An 11,995-nucleotide genomic window follows, 5' to 3' on the forward strand; every position below is an offset into this window, starting at 1 on the left:
ATATTACCGCGGTTAACGAGGGCTTGATTATAGTGAGACCAGTTTGTGATTTTGCTCATTGTTGTTGCACGGGCTAGTAGGATATAGATGATCTGATCACAGGCTGGCAAGATAGTTCAAACTTTTAGGAAACAACGCCACTGTAAAGCGTATAAGTTAAATATGACGAGAAAAATACTAAAATCAGCTCAAAATAATCAAGCACTCTATATTATTTGTTTAATGCTTTTTCTCGTTGTTGCTTTTCACCTTTTGGTTAGTTATCTACAAGTCAGCTATCAAAAGGAATTTTCGCAATCTTTGTTATCAAAAGCTGAAGACATATCAAGCGATTTAGGCTCTTCTATTCAGGAGGCTTCAGCATTATCTCCTCTTGAGTGTGATGCCCAGACAATCAATGAGTTGCGCATTATTCTTTCTAAACATGAATATACGCATGACTTAGGTTTGATTTTTAATAATAAAGTTAATTGCTCAGCAAATTGGGGACTTCTTGCTAATTCAACGCCACTTGACGGTGTTTTGTATCATTCTCCATCGGGCTACTATTTTGCTTCTCAAGTTGCGAATATTTTTCCTGTTGCAGCGAAATATGACATTACAAATAAAGGGAGTGTAATTGCCTTTACAATTAATGCCCCTTTTATAAATTTTGATCAATTAAATAAAAATTTTTCATATAAAATTATTTCAAAGAATAGAAAATACATCTTTCATAACTATGCGTCACACTTCCAGTTTAAGACAGATACATTGCTTAAACCGCAAGTGGTAGAAACTTGTAGCACTCAATTCCAATACTGCATTGAGACATACAATAACCGGCCTGGTTTACTGTATTTCCCTTTTTACATTTCTGCTCTTTTAATCGGTTTAATTGGGTTTATTAGCTTTTTAATTGCTTACTCAATTTGTTCATATTTAGATAAAAGCCACTCAATGGAATTTAGGTTTCGTAAAGCCATTGAAAACGAAGAATTATATTTGGAGTATCAGCCAATACTCGAGCTGAAAAGTAACAAAATTATTGGTGTAGAAAGTTTGATAAGGTGGAAAGATTCTGTTTACGGTAATGTTTCGCCCGAGCTTTTTTTAGGTATTGCAGAGCAGCTAAGTTTGTATCCAACTCTTGCGTATAACTCGGTCAAAAAAGCGCTTAATGAACTTTCGCCTGTTTTACGTGCTGATTCTGATTTCAGCGTGGCAATCAACATTAACGCTTATGAAATTCAAACAAAAGAGTATTTAGATTATTTATATGATTTATGCACTGAAAATAAAATAAAACCACAGCAAATCAAAATTGAAATCACCGAGCGAATAGAGCTTCCATTGGACGAATTGTCATGTTTTGCTTCAAAAGCTAAAACATACGGCTTCTCTATTTCTCTTGATGATTTTGGAACAGGAGTTTCAAACCTAGTGTGGTTAACCGAAATCAATTTTGATGTGCTCAAAATAGACAAGGTTTTCACTCAATCAATATCTGATGAGTTGAAGCAAGAAATGTTGTTAGCCATTATGTCATTAATAACAAACCTAAACCGCACTGTTATTTTTGAGGGGGTTGAGACAGTTGAAGAATATAACTTTATTAAAAATTACAATGACGACTATCAGGTTCAAGGTCAAGGTTGGTACTTTTACAAGTCGTTGCCTTTAACTGAGTTATTGCATGTATTAGGCCAGCAAGGTGGCGATTAAAATCATCATTGCCCTTGTTGGTTATCACTTATGGCGGCTGCACGGCCCTTTTTGTATAAACAAAAATAGAACGTTTATTCAGTTTTAAATGGCAAGGGGAAACCCTTTGAGCGCTGCATGATGCCTTACAGTATGACTCACAGCTGTCCACTCGAATATGCAAGCTGTGAGCTTATCAGTTATTTAATACGTTATTCACGCTTATCTTTTGCTTATTTAGTTATTCGGGATATGCTGGCATAACGAAATCTAATTAATCAGAAGTAGCAAATGAAGCTTAATCAAGTCACGTTACCAGTAAAAAATATGAATGAGGCGGTGGCTTTTTATTTAACTCTTGGTTTTATTCAAATTGTAGATACACCTCACTATGCGCGTTTTCAATGTACCAATGGAGACGCGACATTTTCGCTGTCGTTAGAAAGCGGGGACTTTAAGAGTCATGCTGTTATCTATTTTGAAGAAGAACATCTTGATGCTCTTTACACGAGCCTTGTTAAAAAGGGGATTACTTTTGAACAACCGCCAACAGCGCAGCGCTACTTATGGACAGAAGCTATTTTGAAAGACCCTTCAGGTAACAAAATCAAACTGTATTGGGCAGGTGAAAACCGCTTGAATCCACCATGGAAAGTGGAAAAACGTGGATAAAATAAAGGCGCTAGGTTTTGTACTCTAGCGCCTCATAACTAAAAACTGTTAAATAAAAAAGTTATTTTCTTTCTTTAAGTAATTGTTTTAGCTCTGCCATTTCAGCTTGTAATTGAACAATTTGGCCTTTTGTAGCGGGCATGTCATCGTCGCTCGTTTGTTCTTCACGTGCATTACGGTGCTCTTCAGACATGACTTCTAATATGGCACCTACCATCATGTTTAAGAACACGAATGCAGTTAAGAATATAAACGTTAAGTAGAAAATCCAGCTTAGTTTATACACCGCCATGGTTTCATACATTACGGTCCAGTCTTCAAAGGTGGCAATACGAAATAGAGTTAGCATTGAAATTGACACATCGCCCCACAAAACAGGGTTAATATCGGCAAATAACATGCTACCCATTGCGGCATATATGTAGAAGATAACGAACATTAACAAGGCGATATAGCCCATTTGCGGTATGGCTTTTAATAGCGAATTAACCAACAATCGCAGCTCTGGGATCATCGACACTAATCGCAATACGCGGAAAATACGTAACAGCCTTGCGATGAAAATAGTTGACCCCGCAGCAGGATAAAGGCTTCCGACAACGATGATAAAATCGAAAATATTCCAGCCTTTTGTAAAAAAGTCTTTTATGCCACGGCTGGCAATAAAGCGAATCACAAGCTCAATCAGAAAGAAGACAGTGATCCCCATGTCCATCCAGTGCAGGGCAATTTCTGCAGTTGGATGTAACGAGTACGTGTGCGCGCCAACAGTTAACGCCGAAATAACAATGACCGCGATAACAAATGATTGAAAAATTTTACTTTTATCGATACGCTGAAACAGCTCTTGTAACTGCGACAACATCATAGATGACCCTTTGATAATAAGATTTTAAACCCACGCAATATACAGTAAAACACAGTGCCAATGTATAACTTAAGAAAGGAAATTTAATGTTTTTTAACGCTTTAAAGTTTGTGGCTTTAGCAGCCTTATTCGTTATGCTGAGTGCATGTAGCTCTGATGCACGGTATCACGAAATTCAATCGGCCCGTTTAAATGAATGCAATTACTTAGCAGATAAAGAGTATCACGAGTGTGTAAAACGCCAAGAAGACAGTTACGAAGAATTTAAAAAACAACAAGTTGAAAATGACTAAAACCGAAAAACGCCTTGATAAAGCCATTCGTGTTGCGTTAACTCACGCGTGTGAGCAAGCTAAAGAGACAGTCAGTGAGTTTTTATGGCTAACTCATACCGCTGACTTAAAAAAACTGCCTCAATCACTTAAAATAAAGTGTTTTTTCAATACGTTGCCAATTAACGAAAATCAAAAGCAACTGATAGTAAACTTAATTATTGATAAACTTAATACGATAGATATAACTATAAACGCGAAGGCAATTTCATTTTTAAAGGAATAAATATGTTTTTGAATTTAACGGCGAAGCACATGTTATCTTTGAATTCAGCACTGTCTGTGTTGTTTTTAGGCGTGGGTGTTTATGGCATACTGTCTGACGACGCGTTGCCGTTTCCATCATTTAGCGCTTTTGTTGCTGCCGTTTTTTTTGCTCTGCAAGCCGTTCGCTCAACAGATAAATTTGCTGCAAAAACCGCACTGAGTAATACGCTAATTGCAACAAATACTCACCTTAAAGTAACGCAGTTTTATTACAGCTCGAAAGAGCAGTTGCTTGAATTAAATCGAATTACTGAGTTTAAAGTCGCCGATAATTACTTAGCGGTCATTCTGGATAGAAATGGTCAAGGCTATGATTTTCAAATTAAAGGAAAATCAGACGCTATAATCGAAAGACTTAACGATATCATTCCCTATCAAGCGCTTAAAAACACGTCAATCACACGGGTTTAGTTTGGTAACTGCGCCACAAATAGCTATAATCGGCAAAAATTAATGAAAGAGACTTTGCTATGGCAGTGCCTACGCGTTCACAAATTTCTATTGGTTGTGAAGTGAATATTGTATTAAAGCAAGATCAACGAACAGGTCAGTTAACCCAAGGTGTGGTGTCACGTATTTTGACAAAATCACCTAACCATCCACACGGCATAAAAGTGCAGTTAGACGATGGTCAAGTAGGTCGTGTAAAAGAGATTTTATCATGAGTGTGTTAACCGAAGCTGAGTTTTGGCAGTTAGTTACCGCAGAAGATAAAACCGCGGAGCCTGAGTCTGTATGTAATGCATTAAAAGCAAAGCTAACTGACTTATCTGATGAACAGCTGATGGAATTTGATAAGCAGTTTAGTCTTCGCATGCGTAAAGCCTACACATGGGACTTATTCGGTGCTGCCTTTGTAATGGCAGGTTGTAACGACGATTACGGATTTTCAGAGTTTTTATGTTGGCTGATTTCACGTGGCGAGCAGGTATTTATAAATGCCCTTGAAAACCCGGATTCAATCGCTGACTGTACACCGGTTTATCATTTAAATGAGCAACCTTACCCTTATTTAGATGAGTATGATCTTATCGCAGGTATGTTGTACGAAGAGCGAAATGATGATGAACTGCCGTTTATTCCGTCGGGGCTTGAACAGCCAAAAGGCAAGCGCTTTAAAGATAAAGCCAAGTTTTTAAAACAAACCTACCCAAATCTATACGCAAAATACTGGCAACAACCAAATTAATATAAAGCACCGTTCAGGTGCTTTTTAATGGCCTAATACATACCTTTCTAAAGCTCATCAACAATTTATTAGTACCCAAATCAAATCATTTTGTGTTATATTATTCATGTTTAATTCAGCACAATTAACAACATAAATCAGCAGACTAGATTAATTCGGTTTGCTACAACACATATCAAAGGAAATGACAGTGTCAGAAAATGTTTATCAAGCCCCAGAAGCAAACCTCGCTTCGGCATCAACAGAAACTACCACTTTAACGATGAAAGAAATTTTGTTTTCTTTTAATGGTCGTATACCTAGAAAAACCTATTGGTATTCTTTCTTAGGTATTATCGTAGCTTCATTTGTTTTTATGTTCTTAGTCGCATTATTAACAGCGGGTAATGAAACAGCAATTTCTGTGATCACACTAATCTTTTATATCCCACTTATGTGGGTTTCGCTTGCGGTTCAAGTAAAGCGCTGGCATGACCGTAATAAATCAGGTTGGTGGGTACTGATTGGCTTAGTTCCTGTTATTGGTGGTATTTGGGCGTTAATTGAAAATGGTTTTTTAGCGGGTGATGAAGCTGAGAACCGTTTCGGTAAGCCAACTGTTTTATAAGTCTTTGCAGTGTGCTCTAATGGCTAGAGCACACATAATTCAGCCTTTACGATGAGCCATTTAACGACACTTCAAATTGCCCGCTTTATTATCAGCTTTAGTTGGCTTTATCATGGGTTGATGCCAAAACTTATCCATATTGCCCCCTTAGAACAACAAATGACGGCAAGTTTTGGTTTTAATGCTGAAATTTCAATGCTCATCACTCGGGCAGCTGGCATAGGTGAAATTATATTTGCCGTGCTGTTTTTTATCTTCTACCGTTCAATCTTAATCAATATTCTCAATATAGCCGCTTTAGTTGGACTAATGCTGTCTGTTGCCGTTTTACAACCTGCACTTTTAATCGAAGCGTTTAATCCTGTGACTACAAACCTCGCAATTATCGCGTTTAGTGTTGTATTAATAAATGAGCTTAAAGGTACTCAACGTCAGTAATATTGTTATTAAGCTGTATAACAGTGTTTTATTTCTTCAATCATGGCGTTTGCAATTGGCGAATTAGCGTTTGTTTTTGAGGTGATCAACACCACCGGAATATCATAATGGTACTTGGCTGGTTGAATAGCCTTAAACATACCTTTATCTACCCAGAACTGCGCATAGTGATCGGGTAAATAACCAATAAACTCACCCGATAGAATCAAGTGGGCAATGCCTTCATCGTGATAAGCCACCGCACTGTTTTGATAATTCAAACCGTCGTTACGGCTTTCTTTATCGCGCATATAGTTACTGGTGATTACTTCAGCTTCTTTTATTAGTTTATTAATGTGCCCGTCTTCGCAATCAAATAATGGGTGGCCTTTCGCACAATATAAAAAGTTGGTTTCGTTATGCAGGGGAGTGTAGTGTAAACCGCGAATATGATGGCGGCTCACGCCAATGCCAACGAGTGAGCGGCCATTAGCTACCGATGTTTCGACTTCTCGGGCTTCACATACATTAATATCAAACTGAATATTGTTACTCTTTCTTTTTAGTGTGGCTATGACGCGGGGGATCACACAGCGTGGGTCACTCACCATGGTATCTATCATGGCGATGCTTAAGCGCCCCGATAACTCATTTTTAGAGCTGGCGACTGTATTGGCGAATGCTTCACATTGTTGTAAAAGCTCAATTGAAGCTTGATAAGTAATGGCGCCAGCATCGGTAATTTCAAACCCACTGCGGCCACGCTTACATAATTTAATGCCAAGCCTAACTTCTAAATCTGATAAATGAGCACTGATAGTTGAGCGGCCAATATTTAATCGCGACTCAGCCGCCGACAGCCCCCCACACTCTACAATTGCTACAAAAACGCGCAATAAGCGCAGGTCTACATCATGAACTTGCATGGCGATTCTTATAGTTCGATAAATCTGGAATGAATAACGATAATTATGCATTTGTAAAACATCTAGAGCAAGTTAGCATTGCATTAAATAAAACTAATCCTGTTCTTTAGGAGTTATAAATGACATTTAAGTACGGTATTGACCAGTTAACGTTAGACAGCGTTAATGCTATTGCAGCGGGTACGTTACAGGCAGAGCTTTGCCAAGAAGCGATTGATAAAATTAATAAAAGCCGCCAAAACGTAGATAAAATGGCTGCCTCTGATAAAGCCATTTATGGCATTAACACAGGTTTTGGCCCGTTATGTGATACGCAAATATCTCCAGAAGAAACTAACCTGTTACAAAAGAACTTATTAATTACTCATGCTGTCGGCGTGGGTGAGCCCATTGCTAAACCAATTTCAAAGCTAATGCTTATTACTAAAGTGCACGCACTAAGCCAAGGTTATTCAGGTATTCGTTTAGCGGTTGTAGAGCGCATGCTTAAGTTTATTGAGCTTGATATTATCCCGGTTGTGCCAGAACAAGGCTCAGTGGGCGCATCAGGCGACTTAGCTCCTTTATCACACTTATTTTTACCCTTATTAGGTGAAGGTGAGTTTTGGATTGATGGTGATATTAAGCCAGCTGCAGAAGTACTCAAAGAGCATGGTTTAGAGCCAATGGAGTTACATGCTAAAGAAGGCTTAGCGCTTATCAATGGCACACAATTTATTTTATCGCATGCGATCACTGCACTCACAAAAATGGGTTACTTACTAGACCTTGCCGATATAGCAGGGGCGATGAGTATTGAAGGTATGCAGGGTAGCCAATCACCGTTTCGTGAAGAGCTACATGCAATTCGTGCCTTTAAAGGTAATGTTGAAGTGGCAGCGCGTATGCGTCGCTTTTTCGAAGGCTCTGAAAACATGGCGTCACACACTAATTGTGACCGTGTTCAAGACCCATATTCACTGCGTTGTATTCCACAAGTGCATGGTGCATCACGCAACGCATATAACCACTTAAAAGAACTTGCTGAAACAGAAATGAACTCAGTAACTGATAACCCAATAGTTATCAGCGAAGAAGAAGCTATTTCGGGTGGCGGTTTCCACGGTCAACCCCTTGCTATGGTATTAGATTACGCATCAATTGCGGCGGCTGAGCTTGGTAATATTGCTGACCGTCGTTGCTATTTATTACTTGAGGGTTTACACGGTTTACCGCGCTTATTAACCTCATCTGGCGGTTTGAACTCAGGCATGATGATCCCACAATACGTGACAGCGGCATTGGTAACAGAAAACAAATCACTGTGCTTCCCACCATCGGCAGACAGTGTACCAACATCAATGGGCCAAGAAGACCACGTATCAATGGGTAGTATCTCGGGTCGTAAACTAAACCAGATTTTAGGAAACCTTGATAAAATTTTTGCAATTGAGCTGATGTATGCAGCGCAAGCTATCGAATTTAGACGCCCTAATAAGTGCTCAGATATCATTGAAGAAAACTTTGCAATTATTCGTAACAAAGTGGCTAAGTTAGAAGAAGATCGTTTACTTAAACCTGACATTGATGCCATGGTTACACTCGTTAAATCGCAAGCGTTTAAAGTAAACTAAGGGAGCAAATAATGACTTTCCAAGAACAAATTAAACAAGGGATCCCAAGCGTTTTACCAGAGCCTAAAGCTTATCCAAGCGATGCTAACCGCGCTCCAAAACGTAAAGACATTTTATCAGCAGACGAAAAGCAATTGGCTATTCGTAATGCGTTGCGTTATTTCCCGAAAGAGTGGCACCAAGAGCTAGCCACTGAATTTGCACAAGAGCTAAAGCAATTTGGTCGCATTTACATGTATCGCTTTAAGCCTAACTATGACCTTAAAGCACGTTCAATTAGCGATTACCCAGCAAAATGTGAACAAGCTGCCGCAATTATGCTTATGATCGACAATAACCTCGATCCTGCGGTTGCACAGCATCCAGAAGAGCTGATCACTTATGGTGGTAACGGTGCAGTATTCCAAAACTGGGCTCAGTACTTATTAACCATGAAGTACTTAAGTGAGATGGAAGAAGACCAAACGTTACACATGTATTCAGGTCATCCGATGGGGTTATTCCCGTCTTCGGTTGAAGCACCGCGTGTTGTTGTTACCAACGGTATGATGATCCCGAACTATTCAAAACCTGATGATTGGGAAAAATTCAATGCACTGGGTGTAACGCAATATGGTCAAATGACCGCAGGTTCATTCATGTACATTGGCCCGCAAGGTATCGTTCACGGTACAACTATTACGGTAATGAATGCGTTCCGTAAAGTACTTGAAAAAGGCGAATCACCAAAAGGTAAGATTTTCTTAACTGCTGGTTTAGGCGGCATGAGTGGCGCACAACCAAAAGCGGGTAATATTGCAAACTGTATTACAGTGTGTGCAGAGGTAAACCCGAAAGCGGCTACAAAACGTCACCAACAAGGTTGGGTTGATGAGCTAATTGATAACATGCCTGAACTTGTTGAACGCGTACGCAGCGCGCAACAAAACGAAGAAGTGGTTTCAATTGCGTTCATTGGTAATATCGTTGATGTATGGGAAAGCTTCTTAGCTGAAGATATTTTTGTTCACTTAGGGTCAGACCAAACATCACTGCATAACCCGTGGTCAGGCGGTTATTACCCAGTAGATATCAGCTACGAAGAATCAAACCGTTTAATTCGCGAAGAGCCAGAAGTATTCAAAGAAAAAGTACAAGCGACGCTTAAACGCCATGCTGATGCTATAAACAAACACACAGCAAAAGGCACATATTTCTTCGATTACGGTAATGCATTCTTGCTTGAAGCATCTCGTGCTGGTGGCGATGTGATGGCTGAAAACGGTATTGATTTTAAATACCCGTCGTATGTACAAGATATCCTTGGTCCAATGTGTTTTGACTATGGTTTTGGTCCATTCCGTTGGGTATGTACCTCAGGTAAGCCAGAAGATTTAGATAAAACCGATGCCATTGCTGCACAAGTTCTTGAAAAAATTATGGCTGAGTCTCCAGAAGAAATTCAGCAGCAAATGCAAGACAACATCACCTGGATTAAAGACGCGAAGCAAAACAAACTGGTTGTCGGCTCGCAAGCGCGTATCTTGTATGCGGATGCACAAGGCCGCGCAGATATTGCCAAAGCTTTTAACGATGCAATAAATCGTGGAGAAATTGGTCCTGTAGTTCTTGGCCGCGACCACCATGACGTAAGTGGTACTGATTCACCATTCCGTGAAACATCAAACATTTATGATGGTAGCCGCTTCACAGCCGACATGGCCATTCATAACGTGATTGGTGATGGTTTCCGTGGTGCAACATGGGTATCAATCCATAATGGTGGCGGTGTAGGTTGGGGTGAAGTGATCAACGGTGGCTTTGGTATGCTACTTGATGGCTCTGAAGCCGCTGAACGTCGTTTAAAATCAATGTTACTGTTTGATGTAAATAACGGTATTGCACGTCGTAGTTGGGCGCGTAACGAAGAAGCCAACTTTGCGATTAAGCGTGAAATGGCACGTACACCAAAACTGAAGGTGACGTTATCGAATAACGTTGATGACGAGATTTTATCGAACTTAGATTTTTAAGTTGTGTCAATTCAAAAAGGCCATGTTGCACGCGTAACATGGCCTTTTTTATTTTTAAACTGAACGTGTTGTATCTTTCTTGTATGGAAACAGAAGCGTAATTATTGATGGAAAAATAAAGCCTTTTAAATATGAAAATACAGAAACGTCAGTGGGCGAGTTTGAAAAGTATGTAATGTATTGGGTAATAACTAAAATGAGTATACTAACCCACATACTGAACAAGGCGCATTTCTTCTTTAAAATAACTAAAAACAAAGAGATAACAATAACTACGCGCACCAAAGATTGAAAGTGAGTAAGTAATGAATAATCTATCGGGGGATTTAAAAAATATAAGCTTGAAATTTTTGTTAAGTGGTAAGCTATTAACACTATTCCTAGAGAAAAAATAATGCTCATTCTAATTTTGATAGGTATGTTATTGATTGAGTTTACTCTTTTTTTACTCATAATTTATTATTTCATTAGATTTTATATTAGTAATATAGGGTTGGTGATTAAAGGTTGCTAAATTAATAAGCTTGTTAAACCTGATAATGCAACCAAGAAAAAAAGTGATGTTGAGGGAAACCAAAAAGGATTAATTTTTGCTTTGAGAGCAACGAGAAAGCTCAATATAGAAAAAGAGAAATTTAAGATACAAAGAAATACGATTAGCTCAATTTTGTCTGGGAAAAGTGCTACATATGCATAAGCTCCACCCATAATAAGTGTATACAGTGTCGTAATATGCCAACAGTAATAATTTAGCCATTTTGATGCTACAGGTAGGGTTTTATCAGCTAATAATGGAGCGGCAACTCTTGGTCCACCAATAAATGTATGAACATAAAACGTGATTACGCTCAAAATAGTTGCTTGCCATAAAAAATAAGCTTGCATAGATTTCTCCATTTTTATAGTTATGCAGTTTTTAATAGTTCCACTTTATAAAATCTTTTAGGCAAACCAAGGTAAAATACCAATTATGGTAAGGACTATCCAGCCGGGATGTTTTCCTTTAGTACCAATTAGCACTAATACAGCGCCACACAGCATGGTAATAGAAACAATATTAATTAAAACCTCTGTGATAGATGAATTTGAGGTTGACAATGAAAGCCATATTAAAATACTTGCCATCCCAAACCCAAAAATAGAAACGAGATGCCATGAGGCCCATAAAATTCTAACCTGTCGCGCTTTTAGTAAGTCACCACCATGACTTGGGATTAGTTCGTTATCTCTTAGTTTTTGGAAAATAAGAATCTCACCTAAAAAAGAATCGCGAATTCAAGTCCGAAGTGCACCACTCGCTAAATTAGGCTGCTTTGCGTAATTCATCGAATATTACCGCTGGTTGCCTAAACCCTAGACATTTTCTCGGCCTCGCATTGAGCGCCTTTTCTATGTGCGCAATTTGCTTA

General features: G+C 38.9%; 14 protein-coding genes and 1 pseudogene. 11 read left to right on the forward strand and 4 right to left on the reverse strand.

Going from position 1 to position 11,995, the window contains the following annotated elements:
* The first annotated feature begins 162 nt into the window (after positions 1-162).
* Together JIG41_RS09550 and JIG41_RS09555 are read left to right on the forward strand one after the other, a co-directional pair.
* Entirely contained in the window at positions 163-1,704 is a 1,542-nt protein-coding gene (locus JIG41_RS09550) for an EAL domain-containing protein (RefSeq protein WP_199524623.1), read from the forward strand.
* A 270-nt stretch (positions 1,705-1,974) separates the two neighbouring features.
* Positions 1,975-2,355 carry a VOC family protein gene (locus JIG41_RS09555; protein ID WP_199524624.1) on the forward strand — a complete coding sequence of 127 codons (381 nt, stop codon included), beginning with the start codon at positions 1,975-1,977 and terminating at the stop codon, positions 2,353-2,355.
* Between the two features lie 61 nt (positions 2,356-2,416).
* On the opposite strand, the gene JIG41_RS09560 is transcribed toward JIG41_RS09555, so the two are convergent.
* Entirely contained in the window at positions 2,417-3,220 is an 804-nt protein-coding gene (locus JIG41_RS09560) for an ion transporter (protein ID WP_199524629.1), read from the reverse strand.
* An 89-nt stretch (positions 3,221-3,309) separates the two neighbouring features.
* Here JIG41_RS09560 and JIG41_RS09565 point away from each other — a divergent pair, with 89 nt between their 5' ends.
* The 7 genes from JIG41_RS09565 to JIG41_RS09595 all read left to right on the forward strand — a co-directional run bounded on the left by JIG41_RS09565 (position 3,310) and on the right by JIG41_RS09595 (position 6,056).
* The gene (locus JIG41_RS09565; RefSeq protein WP_036971843.1) at positions 3,310-3,516 is read left to right on the forward strand and encodes a hypothetical protein; all 207 of its coding nucleotides are present in this window, start codon (positions 3,310-3,312) and stop codon (positions 3,514-3,516) included.
* On the forward strand, positions 3,509-3,781 hold the full coding sequence (locus JIG41_RS09570; RefSeq protein WP_199524625.1) for a hypothetical protein: 273 nt from the start codon (positions 3,509-3,511) through the stop codon (positions 3,779-3,781). The genes JIG41_RS09565 and JIG41_RS09570 overlap by 8 nt, the downstream gene beginning before the upstream one ends.
* 2 nt (positions 3,782-3,783) lie before the next feature.
* Positions 3,784-4,233, forward strand: coding sequence for a hypothetical protein (locus JIG41_RS09575; protein ID WP_199524626.1), 450 nt, complete (start codon positions 3,784-3,786; stop codon positions 4,231-4,233).
* Between the two features lie 59 nt (positions 4,234-4,292).
* The gene (locus tag JIG41_RS09580) at positions 4,293-4,487 is read left to right on the forward strand and encodes a YwbE family protein (protein ID WP_036971837.1); all 195 of its coding nucleotides are present in this window, start codon (positions 4,293-4,295) and stop codon (positions 4,485-4,487) included.
* The gene (locus JIG41_RS09585) at positions 4,484-5,011 is read left to right on the forward strand and encodes a DUF4240 domain-containing protein (protein WP_065979094.1); all 528 of its coding nucleotides are present in this window, start codon (positions 4,484-4,486) and stop codon (positions 5,009-5,011) included. Before JIG41_RS09580 ends, JIG41_RS09585 begins: the two co-directional genes overlap by 4 nt.
* Positions 5,012-5,201: 190 nt before the next feature.
* Positions 5,202-5,618, forward strand: a complete 417-nt coding sequence (locus tag JIG41_RS09590) for a DUF805 domain-containing protein (protein ID WP_199524627.1) — start codon at positions 5,202-5,204, stop codon at positions 5,616-5,618.
* Positions 5,619-5,669: 51 nt separating this feature from the next.
* The gene (locus JIG41_RS09595; RefSeq protein WP_065979095.1) at positions 5,670-6,056 is read left to right on the forward strand and encodes a DoxX-like family protein; all 387 of its coding nucleotides are present in this window, start codon (positions 5,670-5,672) and stop codon (positions 6,054-6,056) included.
* Positions 6,057-6,064: 8 nt separating this feature from the next.
* Here the strand turns inward: JIG41_RS09595 and JIG41_RS09600 are convergent, their stop codons facing one another.
* Positions 6,065-6,961 (reverse strand): LysR family transcriptional regulator, encoded by an 897-nt coding sequence (locus JIG41_RS09600; protein WP_074989101.1) that lies wholly within the window; start codon positions 6,959-6,961, stop codon positions 6,065-6,067.
* A gap of 119 nt (positions 6,962-7,080) precedes the next feature.
* Here JIG41_RS09600 and hutH point away from each other — a divergent pair, with 119 nt between their 5' ends.
* The gene (gene hutH, locus JIG41_RS09605) at positions 7,081-8,574 is read left to right on the forward strand and encodes a histidine ammonia-lyase (protein WP_199524628.1); all 1,494 of its coding nucleotides are present in this window, start codon (positions 7,081-7,083) and stop codon (positions 8,572-8,574) included.
* Between the two features lie 11 nt (positions 8,575-8,585).
* Entirely contained in the window at positions 8,586-10,586 is a 2,001-nt protein-coding gene (locus JIG41_RS09610) for a urocanate hydratase (RefSeq protein ID WP_074989103.1), read from the forward strand.
* Between the two features lie 510 nt (positions 10,587-11,096).
* On the opposite strand, the gene JIG41_RS09615 is transcribed toward JIG41_RS09610, so the two are convergent.
* Positions 11,097-11,471: a hypothetical protein gene (locus JIG41_RS09615; RefSeq protein WP_065979099.1), complete on the reverse strand. Its 375-nt coding sequence runs from the start codon at positions 11,469-11,471 to the stop codon at positions 11,097-11,099.
* A 418-nt stretch (positions 11,472-11,889) separates the two neighbouring features.
* Positions 11,890-11,995, reverse strand: a pseudogene (locus JIG41_RS09620) (IS30 family transposase); the annotation flags it as partial.

The organism is Pseudoalteromonas sp. bablab_jr011 (genome assembly GCF_016464045.1).
GTDB classification, from domain to species: domain Bacteria; phylum Pseudomonadota; class Gammaproteobacteria; order Enterobacterales; family Alteromonadaceae; genus Pseudoalteromonas; species Pseudoalteromonas lipolytica.